Source organism: Blautia massiliensis (ex Durand et al. 2017), from assembly GCF_001487165.1.
GTDB classification, from domain to species: domain Bacteria; phylum Bacillota; class Clostridia; order Lachnospirales; family Lachnospiraceae; genus Blautia_A; species Blautia_A fusiformis.
This window is the reverse complement of record NZ_LN913006.1, coordinates 240,487-257,572: the sequence shown is the minus strand read 5'-3', so window position 1 is coordinate 257,572 and position 17,086 is coordinate 240,487. Positions and strand designations below refer to the sequence as shown.

The following is a 17,086-nucleotide window of genomic DNA, read 5'->3' as shown; positions in this document are numbered from 1 at the left end:
TTATTCTTTCTGTAACTTTACAGTTGCTCAAAAGTTACCTGTTTTTATGTATCAGAGGGATTATAGTTGAAATGGAATGATTTTACAAGATGATTTTGAAATTTTTTTTCATGTGTGAAAACAGAAACAATCGGATGAAAAAATCCCGGCAGATCCGTAAAAATCTGCCGGGATTCCGTGAATCTTATTTATTTCTCAACAAGAAGAGACTCTCCTGTCATTTCCTTCGGCTGCTCCATACCCATAAGCTGGATCAGAGTCGGAACGATATCTGCAAGACATCCGTTCTCACGAAGTGTGTATTTCGGATCTGCGTTTACAAGGATAAACGGTACCGGATTAGTTGTATGAGCTGTCCATGGCTCACCTGTTTCATAATTTACAAGCTGCTCTGCGTTACCATGGTCAGCGCAGATAAAGAGCTGTCCGTCAACCTCTTTGATTGCCTCTACAGCCTTACCAACACACGCATCAACAGTCTCAACAGCCTTGATCGCAGCTGCCTCAACACCTGTATGGCCAACCATATCCGGGTTCGCAAAGTTGATGATGATCACATCATATTTGTCAGATTTGATCGCCTCTACAAGCTTTTCACAAACCTCCGGTGCACTCATCTCCGGCTGCATATCGTAGGTCGGAACCTTCGGGGATTTTACAAGGATTCTGTCCTCTCCTTTGTTTGGCTCCTCAACACCACCGTTGAAGAAGAATGTAACATGTGCATATTTCTCTGTCTCGGCGATACGTGCCTGTGTCATATCGTGAGCTGCAAGGTACTCACCGAAGGTATTGTGAAGAAGAACCTTGTGGAATGCTACCAGCTTATTCTGGATGGTATCATCATACTCTGTGAAGCATACGAATGTGGTATCCAGTCTCTTTGCTCTCTCAAAGCCCTTAAAATCGTCATCACAGAAAGCTCTTGTGATCTCTCTTGCACGGTCCGGACGGAAGTTGAAGAATACAACGGAATCCTTATCGGAAATAGTTGCAACCGGTTTGCCGTCCTTCTCGATAACAGTCGGAAGCACAAATTCATCTGTCTTGTCATCATCATAGGAAGCCTGAACTGCTGCTGCAGCATCTGTTCCCTTTACGCCTTCGCCCTGTGTAAGAGCTTTATATGCAAGCTCAACACGATCCCAGCGGTTATCACGATCCATTGCATAATAACGTCCGGAGATCACACCGATCTCACCAACGCCGATCTCTTTCATTTTAGCTTCCAGCTGCTCTACAAACTCTTTACCGGATGCAGGCGGTGTGTCACGTCCATCCAGGAAGCAGTGTACGTAAACTTTCTTGAGTCCCTCTCTCTTTGCCATCTCAAGAAGTCCGTAGAGATGTGTATTGTGGCTGTGTACTCCACCGTCAGAAAGAAGTCCCATAAAATGGATCGCGGAATCGTTGTCTTTTGCATTCTTCATAGCAGTAAGAAGTGCCTCATTCTTGAAGAAATCGCCGTCCTGGATCTCTTTTGTGATCCTTGTAAGCTCCTGGTATACGATACGGCCTGCGCCCATGTTCATATGACCAACCTCGGAGTTACCCATCTGTCCGTCCGGAAGACCTACCGCAAGACCGCTGGCATTGCCTTTTACAAACGGATAATCTTTCATGAGTCCGTCCATAACCGGTGTTTTTGCCTCATATACAGCATTTCCGTCATGTCTGTCATTGAGTCCGTATCCATCAAGGATCATTAAAACTGTTGGTTTTTTGCTCATAATTTTCCCCTTCTTATCTTTGATCGAAAATCTGTCCGGCACAGCTCTTCACTGATTCTGAAACCCTCTGTACCATTCAGGATTCTTTTGTTTTCCATTTTATATAGTACCAAAATCCAGAAATTTTGCAACGTTTTCTTTGACAAAAATTTGTCTGTTTTCAATTTCCCGACAACTGATACGGCTGATCTGTAAATTTACGCGAAAGATATTATTTCTGGTATACACGGATCATAGAAGAAATCTTTCTTACAGATGCGCTGTTTTCCAGTTCTTCCTTAACCTTAAAGAAAGCGCCCTCGCTTACAAGTTTGGTGATCACAACAACCTCTGCGGTATCCGGTCTCTTGCTTTCTTTCTGCATGATCTGTGCCACGCTTGCCTGATATTTTGCAAAATGCTCCAGGATTTCAGCCAGCACACCGCAGCGGTCCTCTACCTGCAGGCGGAGGAAATAACGGTTATGGGTATCTGCCATATTTTTTACCGGAAGTGTCTTATAGCAGGTGCAGCCTACTCTTCCGCAGCAATCTGCCTTCATATTACGGACTACCTCAAATACATCACCGGCAACCGCACTTGCTGTAGGAAGCTCACCTGCTCCACGTCCGTAGAACATGGTATCTCCTACTGCATCTCCGTGTACAAAAACCGCATTATAAGAATCATTGACGGATGCAAGGGGATGCTCTGCCGGGATCAGCATCGGGCAGACATAGGCCTCAACGCCGTCCTCCTGACAGCGTGCAACACCCAGAAGCTTGATCTCGCAGCCCATTTCTTTTGCGTAACGGATATCCTTTGCCGTGATCTTTGTGATTCCTTCTATATGAACATTATCAAGGGTAACTCTGGAATTAAAGGCAACTGATGCAAGGATGGCAACCTTTCTTCCAGCATCAATTCCCTCGATATCTGCAGTAGGATCTGCCTCTGCATATCCAAGTTCTGTAGCAAGAGCAAGAGCATCTGAAAATTCCATTCCCTCCTGGGACATCTTGGTAAGGATAAAGTTCGTAGTTCCGTTTACGATTCCCATAACTTCCGTTACATGGTTGGCCTCAAGACTGTTCTTCAACGGGCTGATGATCGGGATTCCTCCGGCAACTGCTGCCTCAAACAGAAAATCCTTCTGCGCTGCCCTGGCAGTTTCCAGGATCTCTTTTCCGTGGACTGCGATCAGATCCTTGTTTGCAGTTACAACGTTCTTGCCGGCTTTCAGTGCTGCAAGGATATAAGTACGTGCCGGCTCGATCCCGCCGATCAGCTCGATCACAATATCAATGGAAGGATCTCCCTCAATATCTGCCCAGTCTGTTGTAAGAACAGAAGGATCGTCTACCTTCCCGGACGCTTTCTCAAGGTTACGCACCAGGATCTTTGTGATCTTTACCTGGCATCCAAGCTTGGCTGTCATTTCCTGCTCCTGGCTTTTGATCACTTTATATACACCGGTTCCTACTGTTCCGAGACCAAGAAGGGCCGCATTTACGACTTTTTCGTTCATTTTCTGATGTCCCCTTTCCGTTTTTTCCAATTTTTATCAGAGTAACTCCTATGTTATGGCAGAAAACGCTTTTTGTCAAGTTCCGGCAGAGGAAGCAATTCCAGCCAGCTGCCAAAAAGTCCGGTGATCAGTTCCTGCACCATAGCTTTTGACTGTGGTTCCAGTTTATCCAGCTGGCGCACCATGGCAGCCAGACTTTTCAGACCACCTTCCTGGATTTGGGAAATGGTATCTGCTCCGGTTGCTTCCAACACAGAAAAGAGTTCCCCGATGAGATGCTCTCTCTGCTTTTTATCCATATGGTCGATCCATTTATGAAGACTTCGATTTGACGCCGCAGCTCTTCTTGTCAAACTTTCTTTCTCTATAAAGGATGACCCCATTACCTCCCAGGTAAAAGCATCATGCTGCAGGATTCCCTTCTGTGTACTGGCTACGATCCGCGGATCTTTCTGATGGCTGAGCAGCATACCGATCACAGATGCCTCGGGAATGATACGGGTGACTTTTGGCAAAACGCTTTCCACTCTTCCGGGACTGAAAAATCCTTCTGGAAAACCCGGGCCATCATTATCATAGACAGAAAGAAGCTTTTCCTGCAGGATGTCACTGCACTGCATCGCTGCATACATAGCCAGATTTCCTCCTTTGGAATGACCGCCGATCCGCAGCATGGACTGTATATAAGTTCCATGCGTTTCCAGATATTCCAACGCTTTTCTGTGCGAAGGAACAACTCCGTTGCTTAAGTTAAAATCCTCCTTCCATCCCACAATGGTATCATCGGTTCCACGAAATGAAATATATGTGGTTCCATCATCCAGTCCTATAGTCACTGCCGCAAACTGCTGAGCCTGACTGGAAATGATTTCATTGACAAAGCCCCCTACTGTACATTTCCGGAATCTCTCCGCACAGGCCATTTTTTCAAGGAGCACCGGTGTATTCTGCAGAAATGCACTTTCTGCTTTCAGATCCTTCTTCATTTCCTGTCTGGAAAAAGCCGCAAAGAGTTCTTCTACAGAAAGAGTATTTCCGTTTTTTACTTCTGCCATCTCATCCAGATCAAGATAGGAAAAACACGCCAGTATCAGATTGTCAACTTCATTAAAGGGTGACTGCTCAAAGGTAAGATCTCCTCTCCAGTCAAGATAATCCAGAATATTCCCCATAAAATCCTCCGCAAATGATCATATAAGCGTCTTACGCACAGCTGCAGGCTTTCTTTCTATTATAATACGTAACGGCTGCATCACAGCACAGCCATCTGATGCGTTTCTGCCGTTATCAGATAACCGTTTTCTGAAACGACATACCCTGCCAGATATTTATTGTTATCATACCATAAATCCTGATCATTTGCTCCTTTCATCCATTTTTTTTCTGAGATAAAGGATGTAATGAATGCAGCCGCAGGTAAAAGCCGGAAACAGTATCGACAGGCCTGCTGCTGACATCATATAGATCACTGCCCCTTTTCCGTCATCCGGTGTTCCTGCCACAAAGCAGTAGAACATGGTAGCTGAAAAATACAGTGTGATCACCACTGAAATTAAGATTTTAAAAAACTTCCTCATTGCTTCTCCTTTCTGTAGTGTCGATATAAGGACACTGTTGTGATTCCAATTTTACCTTCATAATAAGATTAATTCAAGGATGAATCGGACAGGATATATATATGATAAAATATGACAGATTTTGGGTCACGATGAAGGAGCGTGGAATCACTCAGTATGATCTTTATGAACATTACCAGATCACCCGTTCACTTCTGGACAGACTTCGAAAAAATAAAAATGTTGAAATTTATACCATAGACAGGCTGTGTTCCATTCTCCACTGCAAGATCGAGGACATTGTGGAACACGTTCCCGAGCCTGACGAAAGGAACGAACATACAGAAAAAGCTTCAGAGAAAAACAATCCTTACTCTGAAGATAAGAAAAACTCTCTCTGACTGTGATCAGATGCAGCTTTTTTGTTGGCTGTGCTATCCGTGTCAGGGAGAGTTTTTCTGGTTTTTTTTTTTAAAGATATAAAAAAAGGGGCCGAAGCCCCTTTTTAAGTGAATCTTATTTGTAGTTTACGATCTTTCCGAAATCTGGTTTCAGGGAAGCGCCGCCTACAAGACCGCCATCGATGTCAGCCTGAGCGAATAAGTCAGGAGCTGTTGCAGCGTTTACAGATCCGCCGTACTGGATACGGATCTCTGCTGCTGTAGCATCATCATAGATCTCAGCGATGCATTTACGGATATCAGCGCAAACTTCCTGAGCCTGCTCTGTTGTAGCTGTCTTACCTGTTCCGATAGCCCAGATCGGCTCGTAAGCGATAACTGCTGTCTTAGCCTGATCAGCTGTAACACCCTGGAATCCAACCTTAACCTGCTGACGGATGAAGTCCATTGTTACGCCCTGCTCTCTCTGAGTAAGTGTCTCACCACAGCACATGATCGGTGTGATGCCATGCTCGAAAGCTTTGAGCATTTTTTTGTTAACGTCCTCGTTTGTCTCACCGAAGTACTCTCTTCTCTCGGAGTGTCCAAGTACAACGTACTTAACGCCTGCATCTACGAGCATAGCCGGAGCGATCTCACCTGTGTAAGCGCCTTTCTCCTCGAAGTACATGTTCTCAGCACCAACCTGGATGTTAGAACCTTTAGCTGCCTCAACAACAGGGATGATGTCGATAGCCGGTACGCAGAATACTACGTCAACTTCATCGTTAACAACAAGCGGTTTTAAAGTCTCAACAAGCTTTACAGCCTCGCTTGGTGTCATGTTCATTTTCCAGTTTCCAGCAATAATTTTCTTTCTTGCCATTGTTTTTATCTCCTTTTCGTGTTCGCGGAACACTTTATTTTTTATCAGTCTTTATCGTTAGCTGCTGCTACACCTGGGAGCTCTTTGCCCTCAAGGAACTCAAGAGAAGCACCGCCACCTGTGGAGATGTGTGTCATCTTGTCGCCATATCCAAGGATATTTACAGCTGCTGCGGAATCACCACCACCGATGATGGTTGTTGCATCTGTCTCAGCAAGAGCTTTGGCAACTGCTTCTGTACCATGAGCGAAGTTCGGCATCTCGAAGCATCCCATCGGTCCGTTCCATACAACAGTCTTGGCATCTTTTACAGCGTCTGCAAAAAGCTTCTCAGTCTCCGGTCCGATATCCATTCCTTCCCATCCGTCCGGAATCTCACCACGTTTTACAACCTGGATATTGCAGTCATTGGAGAAGTTATCACCGATTCTGTTATCTACAGGAAGAAGAAGCTTCACGCCCTTCTCCTCTGCTTTCTTCATCATGTCAAGAGCATACTGAAGGTAATCATCCTCGCAGAGGGATGTTCCGATATGTCCGCCCATAGCCTTGGAGAATGTATAGGACATACCACCACCGATGATCAGTGTATCTACCTTGTCAAGAAGGTTGTTGATTACAGAGATCTTGCTGGAAACCTTAGCACCGCCAAGAATTGCTACGAATGGTCTCTCCGGATTGTTTACAGCGTTTCCAAGGAAATCGATCTCTTTCTGCATCAGATATCCTACAACTGCTGTTTTTACATATTTGGTAACACCTACGTTAGAGCAGTGAGCTCTGTGAGCAGTTCCGAATGCATCATTTACAAATACATCACAGAGGGAAGCAAGATCTTCGCTGAACTTGTCTTCGTTCTTTGTCTCTTCTGCACGATAACGTGTGTTCTCAAGAAGAACTACATCGCCATCTTTCATCTCTGCTACAGCAGCTTTTGCGTTCGGTCCTACTACCTCAGGATCTGCTGCAAATTTTACTTCCTGGCCAAGAAGCTCAGAAAGACGAACTGCTACAGGTGCAAGAGAAAGCTCCGGTTTCGGCTCTCCCTTCGGTTTTCCAAGGTGGGAGCAAAGGATAACCTTTCCGCCGTCTGCGATCAGTTTCTTGATTGTAGGAAGAGCAGCTACAAGACGGTTCTCATCTGTGATCTTTCCATCCTGAAGCGGAACATTGAAGTCGCATCTTACAAGTACTTTCTGTCCTTTTACATTGATATCGTCAACACTTTTTTTGTTCAGCATCTCTATATCTCCTTAACTTTTATTTCTGCAAAAGCAGATGAATAAGGGCGAGCGGTATTGTTGTCCGCTCTGTTAACAGTCATTCCTCAGACATTTTTTTGTTTGGTCTTTTGGAAAAAAAGGGCCCGGTCCTCTTCAGACCGGACCCTTTCTGAGTCTATTCTTCTACACCCGTTCGCAGAAAATTAAGCGTTCAGAAGTTTTCCGAAGTGCTTGATTGTACGAACCATCTGGCTTGTGTAGGAGTTCTCGTTGTCATACCAGGAAACTACCTGAACCTCTGTTGTGCCATTCTCAAGTGGAAGTACCATTGTCTGAGTAGCATCGAAGAGGGAACCAAATCTCATACCAACGATATCGCTGGATACGATCTCATCCTCGTTGTATCCGAAGGACTCATTGGAAGCTGCTTTCATAGCTGCGTTGATCTGCTCTTTAGTAACGTTTCCTTCAACTACTGCTGTAAGGATTGTTGTAGAACCTGTTGGGGTAGGTACACGCTGTGCAGAACCGATAAGTTTGCCGTTAAGCTCTGGGATAACAAGTCCGATAGCTTTAGCAGCACCTGTGCTGTTCGGAACGATGTTAACTGCAGCTGCACGGGATCTTCTCAGATCGCCTTTTCTCTGCGGTCCGTCAAGTGTCATCTGATCGCCTGTGTAAGCGTGGATTGTGCACATGATACCGGATTTGATCGGTGCAAGATCGTTAAGAGCCTTAGCCATTGGTGCAAGGCAGTTTGTTGTACAGGAAGCTGCGGAGATGATCTTGTCCTCGTTTGTAAGACCCTGATGGTTTACGTTGTAAACGATTGTCTTAAGGTCGTTTCCAGCCGGAGCGGAAATAACTACGTGCTTAGCACCTGCATCGATATGAGCCTGAGCTTTGTCTTTGGATGTGTAGAAACCTGTGCACTCAAGAACTACGTCTACACCGATCTCTCCCCATGGAAGCTCTGCAGCGTTAGCCTTAGCATAGATTTTGATCTCTTTTCCGTCTACTGTGATGGAATCCTCGCCTGCTGTTACTTTATCAGCAAGAGCATATCTTCCCTGTGTAGAATCATATTTTAATAAGTGAGCAAGCATCTTAGGAGATGTAAGATCGTTGATTGCTACGATCTCAAATCCTTCTGCTCCAAACATCTGACGGAATGCAAGACGACCGATACGTCCAAAACCATTAATTGCAACTTTTACTGCCATGATAAATTCCTCCTATGAATTGAATGGTGATTTAAATCGTTCCTTTGTTAAAGAAACATCAACCTGTTTCATATTGTACCTAATTCCAAACAAAAATTCAAGAGCTATTTATAAAAAAGAACATTAAAATAAATATTAAGAAAATTTCTGAAAAATGTGCTATAATTCTCTGATAGAAAGTTCTGTCCTGCTGATTCCCAAAACGGATATCTATATTCCCGCTGGGAGTTTGACTTTCCCGGATTCATAGCAGGCAGATACGATCATTGTCACAGAATATAAAGGCTTGAATATGGAGGTACAAAATGGACCAGAAAATTTTATGGGACTGCCATATGCACTCCTCTTTTTCCGCAGATTCCGATACACCGATGGAAGAAATGATCCAGACTGCCGCAGACCAGGGTCTCACGGGAATCTGTTTTACTGAACATTTTGATCCGGATTATCCCGATACTCCGGAAAATCTTGATTTTTCCCTGAACATCCCTGCATACCGCCAGAAACTTGAGAGTCTTGCGGATGCTTTTAAAGACCAGATCCAGGTTAACTTCGGGATCGAGCTTGGACTTCAGCCTCAGCTTGCAGAATCTTTTTCCGATCTTCTGAAAGAAGTTCCCTTTGATTTCGTTATTGGTTCCTCCCATGTGGTGCACGGATACGATCCTTATTATCCTTCTTATTTTGAGGGCCGTAAGGAATCCGCATGCTACATGGAATATTTTGAATCCATCCTGGAAAATATCGCTGCTTTTGACGAGATGGATGTGTACGGACATATCGACTATGTAGTACGTTATGGTCCAAATCAGAACCGTCAGTATTCTTACGGACGATATAAGGAGATCCTGGACGAGATCCTGCGGACATTGATCCGCAAAAATGTGGGAATCGAGCTGAACACAGGCGGTTATCACTACGGGCTTGGTGAACCGAATCCCTGTGTCAATATTATCCGACGTTACCGTGAGCTTGGCGGTGAGATCATCACCATCGGTGCAGATGCCCATACTCCGGATAAGATCGGCTATGCTTTTGACAAGGCGGCTGATGTTCTCCGTGAATGTGGTTTTTCCTATTATGCTGTATTTAAAAACCGCCGTCCTGTTTTTCATAAGCTGTAGCTCTGTTTCTCTCTCCGGTGAGAGAGTTTACATTTTTATACCGAAAATATCATTTTATCTAAGGAGGAACTCTATATGTCAACAAAAAGACTCCAGAAAAAGAAAGCTGCCATGCAGGCAAAAAAAGAAAAGCAGCTGAAAAAAAATACCTCTGCTGCCGGCACCAGTTCCAATGCTGCCAAATCTGTTGAAAATGCTAAAGCCGAAGTGAAAAAACTTGAAACCGTAAAGAAGGAAACGCTTAAAGTCGAAACTTCCAAAACTGAACCGATCAAAGTCGAGACTTCCAAGACCGAGCCGATCAAAGTCGAGACTTCCAAGACCGAGCCGATCAAGGTCGAGACTTCCAAGACTGAGCCGATCNTTTATACCGAAAATATCATTTTATCTAAGGAGGAACTCTATATGTCAACAAAAAGACTCCAGAAAAAGAAAGCTGCCATGCAGGCAAAAAAAGAAAAGCAGCTGAAAAAAAATACCTCTGCTGCCGGCACCAGTTCCAATGCTGCCAAATCTGTTGAAAATGCTAAAGCCGAAGTGAAAAAACTTGAAACCGTAAAGAAGGAAACGCTTAAAGTCGAAACTTCCAAAACTGAACCGATCAAAGTCGAGACTTCCAAGACCGAGCCGATCAAAGTCGAGACTTCCAAGACCGAGCCGATCAAGGTCGAGACTTCCAAGACTGAGCCGATCAAGGTCGAGACTTCCAAGACCGAACCGATCAAGGTCGAGACTTCCAAGACTGAGCCGATCAAGGTTGAGACTTCCAAGACTGAGCCGATCAAAGTCGAGACTTCCAAGACCGAGCCGATCAAGGTTGAGACCTCAAAGACTGAACCGGCGAAAGTTACTACTTCCAAGATTGAGCCTCTGAAAGTCGAAACTTCCAAGGAGGACACAGCTTACGATGCCCTCTACGAGAAACGTCTGAAATACTACTACAATGATCTGAAATGGCTTTACTGCGAACTGTTCCGCGATCACCCGAAAGTTACCGGCACATTCTCAAGCCTCACAAAAAAGATGAAAGAAATCTACCGTGAGCGTCCTCTTTCCATGAAGGAAGCCGACCAGAACTGCGCTGCAGATCCTGACTGGTTCCGTAAGACTACTTTCACCGGAATGGCTGTAAATCCTGCTGACTTCGCAGATACTCTTTCCGGTCTATCTAATAAACTGGACTATATCAGCGAATGTAATGCAGACACTCTGTACCTGACAGATCTTTTCCAGGCAACCTCCAATTGCTCCCTTCGCATTATCCCGGAGATCGGAACCTCCGAAGATCTGTACACACTTGCAGCTAACTGTAGGAAAGCAGGTATCCGCCTGGCTCTTGAGATCCCGTTAAGTCTTTCTGTGGATGACCCACAGTCCGGTGCGCCATGTGTGCTCCAGACTCCGGCTTATTTCAATGCAATGCTTCTTCAGATCCTGGAGCTTGCAAATGAAGGTGCTTCTATATTCAGCCTTGGTGTCCTTCCGATGATACCGGAAGAAAATCTCTGGAAGCTTCACTCTCTGCTGCGTATGACCCGAATGGTGTGTGAGATCGTATGCCCCGGAATTCTTCTCCTTGGCGAAACAGACCGCCCACCTGCAGAGGCTGCTGCATTCGGCGGAACTTCCGATATGCCGGAACTTCACATTGTAAACAGCACACAGCTGATGTCCGATCTCTGGCATACCGTTGCCACAAAGGACACTGCCCTTCTCCGCCGGGGAATCGACAGAGCTGCAGACCTTCCGCAGGCACCGGTATTCCAGAATTACCTCCGTAACCGCAACACGGTACGCTGGAATCTGGACTATGATTTCCTGAAAGGAAGCTTTATCACAGAAAGGCCTCACAGAGATTATCTGAATGAATTCCTGGCAGGTATTTTCCCTGATTCCTTTGCCCGGGGTGAAATTTATGTAAATCCGGAAACCGAGGAATCTGAGCTCTGCGGAACAACCGCATCTCTTGCAGGAATCGAGCGTTTTGATTATGAAGGAAATATGGAGGGTGTCAGCCGGGGAATCCGCTATGACGTAGCACTTCATGCATTGCTTCTTTCCCTCCCCGGAATTCCGGTACTTCGAAGCGGTGACGAGGTCGGACAGCTGAATGACTACACCTATAAAACAGACATTTCCAAAGCAGCTGATCCCCGCTGGCTCCACAATGGACGTTTCAACTGGGCACTTGCCCGGAACAGAGCCGATGCCGAAACGATCCAAGGACGCATTTTCAACAGCCTTGAGCAGCTGGAATCCATCCGTGCCAGCCATCCGGTATTTGCACCTGAAGTTTCTGCACATACACTGGAAACCTGGGAAAAAGCTCTCCTTGCCCTGGTAAGAGAAACCTCCGAAGAAAAGCTGATCTGCATCTACAACTTCAGCGACCAGGATAAGGTAGCCTGGATCAACGAACAGGACGGTACCTACACAGATCTTCTCACAGGAGTTCAGAGAGACGCACAGGCTGTAGAAATCCCGGCCTTCGGATTTATCTGGCTTATGCACACGAAATAATAGCTTTGTCAGGCGGATATCCACAATCTGCATTCTCTACACAGCTCTGCACCGGATAACTGGATAACTGCTTCACAGTTTATTTGCAAAAAAGGACACTGCCATTTTCAACGGGCAGTGTCCTTTTTTATTTCTCATATTATTATTTTCTCAGCTTATCAATAAATGCAGCAAATTTCCCCTGTTCCCCACTATCCAGCGAACGGCTGTAAATATTTCTGAGCCAGGCCGTGATCACATCGATCAGGATCGGAGAAAATGTCATCAGAAGGAACACCAGAATGATCATTCCGAATTCCAGCGATCCCAGTGTCAGAAGATTCTGCAGAACCACCGCCGCACCGAAAAAGATCACCTGCATACTGTAAATGATCACCTTTCGATACTTATTCAGAGGTGCGTAAACTGTCTTAAGTGCCGCCATATAATTCCATCCTGTTACAAGCACACAGGCTGTATTCAGCATAGCATTGGAATGGTATACATTCTGGCATACCAGCATCACACTGAACACACAGCCCGTGATGGTCACAGCAGCCGGAAATGCATTCATAAATACATGACGCAAAAATGTATGGTCGATCTTCTCATAATTATTCTCCTGTGCCAGAAGGAATGTAGGAATACCAACAGCGCAGGCACTGATCAGAGACATCTGGATCGGCTCAAAGGGATAGGAATCCCCGAAGAAGATCGTGATCAGTGACAGCAGCACGGAAAAAATCGTTTTGATCAGAAACATAGATGCCGCAGTACGGATATTATTTACAACCCGGCGTCCCTGATTCACAATTTCCGGCATTGCTGCAAAATTAGAATCCAGCAATACCACATTGGCAATATTCTTGGCAGCATCACTGCCCTCAGCCATGGCAATACTGCAGTCCGCCTCTTTAAGCGCCAGAACATCATTGACACCATCACCGGTCATGGCAACCGTATGCTTCTGAGCCTGTAAAGACTTCACCATTGCCTGCTTCTGCTGAGGTGTTACACGCCCGAACACACTGTATTCTGCAACTGCCTCGTCCATCTGTTCCTGAGTTGTGATCGTTGTCGCATCTATATAATGCTCTGCATTTTTAAGGCCGGCACGTCTGGCAATTGCAGAAACCGTCACCGGATCATCACCGGAGATCACTTTCAGATCAACACCCTGACTTTCGAAATATGCCAGCGTATCCGGTGCCTCTGCACGGATCACATCTGTAATAAGCAAAAGTCCGACAGGTTCCAGTCCCTCCGGAAGCTCCGCTCCCTCACTCACATTTACACTATGGGCAAGAACCAGCACACGAAGACCTTCCTCTGCAAATCTGCCACAATACTCCATCAACTCCGGGTTCCCTTCCGGAAAAAGAAACTGCGCTGCACCCATCAGATAAGTACCTGTATCTGTAAATGCAGCTCCGCTGTACTTCCTGTCAGAAGAAAACGGGATCACATGATCCAGCTCCATATCCTGAGATACTTTAAATCTCGCCCTGAGTGCATCGGCAGTGGCATTCTGATCCTTCAGCACAGAAAGCAGATTTCCCATGATATGCTCAATCTCCCGGATCTTCTCCGGATCTTCCTGACTATGTTTCTCCGGGTCAGCTTCTGACTTTTCCTGTAATACGAGATTCGCGCTTCCATCCTCCTTTGCGATCGCATCTGTTGCTGAAACTGCAGAAGTCGCAGAACTCTCAGTTCCATCGCTGTCACCTTCGCCGGATTCAGGATCTTTCCCGGATATTGTCTCTGAAATCTCATCATACACCGGCGGATAGTTCTCCACCGCCTCCACACACATGGTACCCTCTGTGATAGTTCCTGTCTTATCCAGGCAGAGCGTATCCACGCGTGCAAGAGTTTCTATACAGTACAGCTCCTGCACCAGCGTCTTCTTCTGGGCAAGCTTCAGCGCACCCAGAGTCAGTGCCACACTGGTAAGAAGGACCAGTCCCTCCGGGATCATTCCCAGGACCGCTGCAACCATATTGACAACAGAATCCCGGATATTGTCTCCCACAAAATAATACTGTTTATAAAAAAGCAGCGCACCCATTGGTACGATAATGATACTGATCACCTTCAGAATGGCATTCAGGGAATTTCTAAGCTCTGAATTATGGCGTTTGAATTCCTTTGCCTCGCTGGTGATCCTTGACGCATAGTTGTCACTTCCCACATGGATGATCTGGCAGCAGGCCTGTCCCGCCGTCACAAAGCTTCCGGAAAAAAGTTCATCTCCCGGATTCTTCGGAAGATTGTCTGCCTCACCGGTAAGCAGAGATTCATTGACCTCAAGGCTTCCCTCCAGGATCTTCGCATCTGCCGGAACCTGTTCTCCGGCCTTCAGGAATATCAGATCATCGACAACCAGCTTCTCTGTAGAAATTTTCCATTTTTTTCCTTCACGCAGAACAACCGTCTTGGATTCTGTCAGGATGGCCAGCTTGTCAATCGTCTTCTTGGCACGGACCTCCTGAATGATCCCGATCACGGTATTAATAAAAATGATTCCTACAAACATGGAGTTTTTGTAGGAACCAACCAGCAGTACGAGAACCAGCAGCACCAGGTTCAGAAAATTGAAGAATGTCAACGTATTCTCCAGAATGATCTGCTTATATGTCCTGGTGTTGGGGTTTTCGTTATTATTTACCTGGCCCTGCGCAATTCTTTCCTGAACTTCTTCGTTCGTAAGTCCTGTCATGCTTCTTACTTACCTGTCCTTTCAATGGCTTACGGTTCTGTTCGACTGAAGCTTGCTCATGCCCCGGTTATGATCGTAAATAAAAGGGATCAATACTCCTCTTCTGTATCTTCTTCACCCTCGTGGATATCAGACTTCGGTTTGGAAAGACCCTCGATCTTAATGTGATGTTTCTCTGCATAATCCCAGAGAGCTGCATGAATTGCTTCCTCAGCAAGCAGGGAACAGTGGATCTTTACCGGCGGAAGTCCGTCCAGAGCCTCCATAACGGCCTTGTTGGTTACTTCCATAGCTTCCTCAATGGTTTTGCCCATTACAAGTTCTGTTGCCATGCTGCTTGTTGCAACTGCTGCACCGCATCCAAATGTTTTAAATTTGCAGTCTTTGATAATATGAGTTTCGTCATCGATATCAAGGAATATTCTCATAATATCACCGCATTTTGCATTTCCTACAGTACCCACGCCACTTGCGTTCTCGATCTCACCGACATTACGTGGATGCTGAAAATGATCCATTACTTTTTCACTATACATTATTTTTTCCTCCTGGCAAGTATTTTTATTATTTTTTCTGCTTTTTAATAAAATCTTCATATAATGGAGACATGCTTCTTAAGTTTGCAGTAATATCTTTCAGCTTATCTACTACAAAATCAACATCCTCCATTGTCGTCTCCTCGCTTAAGGTCATACGGAGAGATCCGTGTGCGATCTCATGAGGAAGACCGATAGCTAACAGAACGTGTGACGGATCCAGAGAACCGGATGTACATGCGGAACCGCTGGATGCACAGATTCCGAAATTATCAAGCATCAGAAGAAGTGACTCTCCCTCGATGAACTGGATGCTTACATTTACGTTGTTCGGAAGACGTTTTACTTTATCTCCATTGAGACGTACGTACGGGATCTCTGTGAGGATCCTGTTGATCATATGATCTCTGATCTCGATTTCTTTTGCAGTACGCTCTTTCATGGACTTGTTTGCACGCTCTGCTGCAAGACCGTATCCTACGATACCAGGAACGTTCTCTGTACCTGCACGACGTTTTCTCTCCTGTGCTCCGCCATGTACGAAGGAGCGGATCTTAACACCCTTACGGATATAGAGGAAGCCGATTCCCTTCGGTCCGTTGATCTTATGTCCGCTGGAGCTGAGCATATCGATATTGAACTCATCTACATTGATCGGGATCTGGCCGAATGCCTGAACAGCATCTGTATGGAACAGGATTCCATGCTCATGTGCGATCTGTCCGATCTCTTTCAGCGGCTCAAGAGTACCAATCTCATTGTTTGCAGCCATAACAGAGATCAGGATGGTCTCCGGTGTGATGGCTTTCTGAAGCTCATCCAGGTCAATGAAACCATTCTCATCTACATCCAGGTATGTGACCTTGGCACCACGCTCTTTTTCAAGGTACTCGCAGGTATGAAGGATGGCATGATGCTCGATCTTTGTTGTGATGATATGGTTTCCTTTATTTTTATATGCCTCAAAGGTCGCTTTCAGAGCCCAGTTATCAGACTCGGAACCACCTGCAGTAAAATAGATCTCCTCTTTTTTGGCTCCGATCACATCTGCGATCTGCTGTCTTGCCTTTGCGATGGCAGCCTTGCTGTTTGCCGCAAAATCATAAACGGTTGAAGCATTTCCATAAAACTCTGTAAAATACGGCAGCATAGCCTCCACAACTTCCGGTGCGGTCTTTGTGGTAGCCGCATTGTCCAGATATATCATTTTTCCCATTTTCTTTTCCTCCTGTTCAGGATAATTATTTTTCGTGTATTCTCCGGCTTTCTTCGATCAGCTCACTGAGCATCAGGGTATCCACTGCATCTGTGATGCTGTCGTTGATCCTCTTCCACACTAATTTAGCCACGCAGAGATCAGAACCCTGGCAGCCACCGTCACCTTCTGTTCCCGGACATGTTGCAGCCTCCAGGCCACCCTCCAGGACACGAAGGATATCTCCCACTGAAATCTCTTCTGCCGGTCTTCCAAGGAAGTATCCTCCGGCTGCACCGCGGACACTCTTCACAAGGCCCGCTTTCTTCAAAAGTGCCATCAGCTGCTCCAGATAGCTGACTGATATATTCTGACGGCCCGCAATACTCTGAAGCGAGACCGCTTCTTTTTCACTGTAAAGACCAAGGTCTATCAAAGCCTTAAGTCCGTATTTTGCTCTTGTTGACAGTTTCATCCGCTCACCTCTTTTTCAATTCCCAGTGTT

Annotated in this window: 14 protein-coding genes; 3 read left to right on the top strand and 11 right to left on the bottom strand. The window is 45.7% G+C overall.

All coding sequences use genetic code 11. The features are described from left to right. Positions 1 to 188 precede the first annotated feature (188 nt). From gpmI to BN3261_RS02220, 4 genes are all read right to left on the bottom strand, one after another. Positions 189 to 1,730, bottom strand: a complete 1,542-nt coding sequence (gpmI, locus tag BN3261_RS02235; RefSeq protein WP_059085365.1) for a 2,3-bisphosphoglycerate-independent phosphoglycerate mutase — start codon at positions 1,728 to 1,730, stop codon at positions 189 to 191. 211 nt (positions 1,731 to 1,941) lie between these two features. Further along, positions 1,942 to 3,237, bottom strand: coding sequence for a homoserine dehydrogenase (locus BN3261_RS02230; RefSeq protein WP_021652282.1), 1,296 nt, complete (start codon positions 3,235 to 3,237; stop codon positions 1,942 to 1,944). A gap of 53 nt (positions 3,238 to 3,290) precedes the next feature. After that, positions 3,291 to 4,409, bottom strand: coding sequence for an Mbeg1-like protein (locus BN3261_RS02225; RefSeq protein WP_059085364.1), 1,119 nt, complete (start codon positions 4,407 to 4,409; stop codon positions 3,291 to 3,293). A 183-nt stretch (positions 4,410 to 4,592) separates the two neighbouring features. Next, positions 4,593 to 4,814, bottom strand: a complete 222-nt coding sequence (locus tag BN3261_RS02220) for a hypothetical protein (protein WP_021652279.1) — start codon at positions 4,812 to 4,814, stop codon at positions 4,593 to 4,595. A gap of 101 nt (positions 4,815 to 4,915) precedes the next feature. Between BN3261_RS02220 and BN3261_RS02215 the strand changes: the two genes are divergently transcribed. Continuing rightward, complete coding sequence (locus BN3261_RS02215) at positions 4,916 to 5,194, top strand: helix-turn-helix domain-containing protein (RefSeq protein WP_059085363.1); 279 nt, start codon at positions 4,916 to 4,918, stop codon at positions 5,192 to 5,194. A 115-nt stretch (positions 5,195 to 5,309) separates the two neighbouring features. Here BN3261_RS02215 and tpiA read toward each other — a convergent pair whose 3' ends face one another. From tpiA to gap, 3 genes are all read right to left on the bottom strand, one after another. Beyond that, complete coding sequence (gene tpiA, locus BN3261_RS02210) at positions 5,310 to 6,059, bottom strand: triose-phosphate isomerase (protein WP_021977259.1); 750 nt, start codon at positions 6,057 to 6,059, stop codon at positions 5,310 to 5,312. Between the two features lie 44 nt (positions 6,060 to 6,103). Continuing rightward, entirely contained in the window at positions 6,104 to 7,300 is a 1,197-nt protein-coding gene (locus tag BN3261_RS02205; protein WP_015527000.1) for a phosphoglycerate kinase, read from the bottom strand. Between the two features lie 185 nt (positions 7,301 to 7,485). Next, positions 7,486 to 8,505 (bottom strand): type I glyceraldehyde-3-phosphate dehydrogenase, encoded by a 1,020-nt coding sequence (gene gap / locus BN3261_RS02200; RefSeq protein ID WP_021652276.1) that lies wholly within the window; start codon positions 8,503 to 8,505, stop codon positions 7,486 to 7,488. 305 nt (positions 8,506 to 8,810) lie between these two features. Here gap and BN3261_RS02195 point away from each other — a divergent pair, with 305 nt between their 5' ends. Next, positions 8,811 to 9,629, top strand: coding sequence for a histidinol-phosphatase HisJ family protein (locus BN3261_RS02195; RefSeq protein ID WP_022426901.1), 819 nt, complete (start codon positions 8,811 to 8,813; stop codon positions 9,627 to 9,629). Between the two features lie 75 nt (positions 9,630 to 9,704). Beyond that, complete coding sequence (locus BN3261_RS18345; protein ID WP_059085362.1) at positions 9,705 to 12,149, top strand: hypothetical protein; 2,445 nt, start codon at positions 9,705 to 9,707, stop codon at positions 12,147 to 12,149. Between the two features lie 142 nt (positions 12,150 to 12,291). Here the strand turns inward: BN3261_RS18345 and BN3261_RS02185 are convergent, their stop codons facing one another. The 4 genes from BN3261_RS02185 to BN3261_RS02170 form a co-directional block, all read right to left on the bottom strand. After that, a complete protein-coding gene (locus tag BN3261_RS02185; RefSeq protein WP_059085361.1) occupies positions 12,292 to 14,850 on the bottom strand; it encodes an HAD-IC family P-type ATPase in 2,559 nt (852 codons plus the stop codon). Between the two features lie 89 nt (positions 14,851 to 14,939). Next, positions 14,940 to 15,386, bottom strand: a complete 447-nt coding sequence (gene nifU, locus BN3261_RS02180; protein ID WP_015526995.1) for a Fe-S cluster assembly scaffold protein NifU — start codon at positions 15,384 to 15,386, stop codon at positions 14,940 to 14,942. Positions 15,387 to 15,414: 28 nt separating this feature from the next. Continuing rightward, on the bottom strand, positions 15,415 to 16,602 hold the full coding sequence (gene nifS, locus BN3261_RS02175; RefSeq protein ID WP_015526994.1) for a cysteine desulfurase NifS: 1,188 nt from the start codon (positions 16,600 to 16,602) through the stop codon (positions 15,415 to 15,417). Between the two features lie 25 nt (positions 16,603 to 16,627). Further along, positions 16,628 to 17,056, bottom strand: a complete 429-nt coding sequence (locus BN3261_RS02170; RefSeq protein ID WP_015526993.1) for an RrF2 family transcriptional regulator — start codon at positions 17,054 to 17,056, stop codon at positions 16,628 to 16,630. Positions 17,057 to 17,086 lie beyond the last annotated feature (30 nt).

What these genes read in the sequence shown, in the direction of transcription:
- gpmI (WP_059085365.1), bottom strand. Translation starts at nt 1,730, where the DNA reads ATGAGCAAAAAACCAACAGTTTTAATGATCCTTGATGGATACGGACTC.
- BN3261_RS02230 (WP_021652282.1), bottom strand. Translation starts at nt 3,237, where the DNA reads ATGAACGAAAAAGTCGTAAATGCGGCCCTTCTTGGTCTCGGAACAGTA.
- BN3261_RS02225 (WP_059085364.1), bottom strand. Translation starts at nt 4,409, where the DNA reads ATGGGGAATATTCTGGATTATCTTGACTGGAGAGGAGATCTTACCTTT.
- BN3261_RS02220 (WP_021652279.1), bottom strand. Translation starts at nt 4,814, where the DNA reads ATGAGGAAGTTTTTTAAAATCTTAATTTCAGTGGTGATCACACTGTAT.
- BN3261_RS02215 (WP_059085363.1), top strand. Translation starts at nt 4,916, where the DNA reads ATGATAAAATATGACAGATTTTGGGTCACGATGAAGGAGCGTGGAATC.
- tpiA (WP_021977259.1), bottom strand. Translation starts at nt 6,059, where the DNA reads ATGGCAAGAAAGAAAATTATTGCTGGAAACTGGAAAATGAACATGACA.
- BN3261_RS02205 (WP_015527000.1), bottom strand. Translation starts at nt 7,300, where the DNA reads ATGCTGAACAAAAAAAGTGTTGACGATATCAATGTAAAAGGACAGAAA.
- gap (WP_021652276.1), bottom strand. Translation starts at nt 8,505, where the DNA reads ATGGCAGTAAAAGTTGCAATTAATGGTTTTGGACGTATCGGTCGTCTT.
- BN3261_RS02195 (WP_022426901.1), top strand. Translation starts at nt 8,811, where the DNA reads ATGGACCAGAAAATTTTATGGGACTGCCATATGCACTCCTCTTTTTCC.
- BN3261_RS02185 (WP_059085361.1), bottom strand. Translation starts at nt 14,850, where the DNA reads ATGACAGGACTTACGAACGAAGAAGTTCAGGAAAGAATTGCGCAGGGC.
- nifU (WP_015526995.1), bottom strand. Translation starts at nt 15,386, where the DNA reads ATGTATAGTGAAAAAGTAATGGATCATTTTCAGCATCCACGTAATGTC.
- nifS (WP_015526994.1), bottom strand. Translation starts at nt 16,602, where the DNA reads ATGGGAAAAATGATATATCTGGACAATGCGGCTACCACAAAGACCGCA.
- BN3261_RS02170 (WP_015526993.1), bottom strand. Translation starts at nt 17,056, where the DNA reads ATGAAACTGTCAACAAGAGCAAAATACGGACTTAAGGCTTTGATAGAC.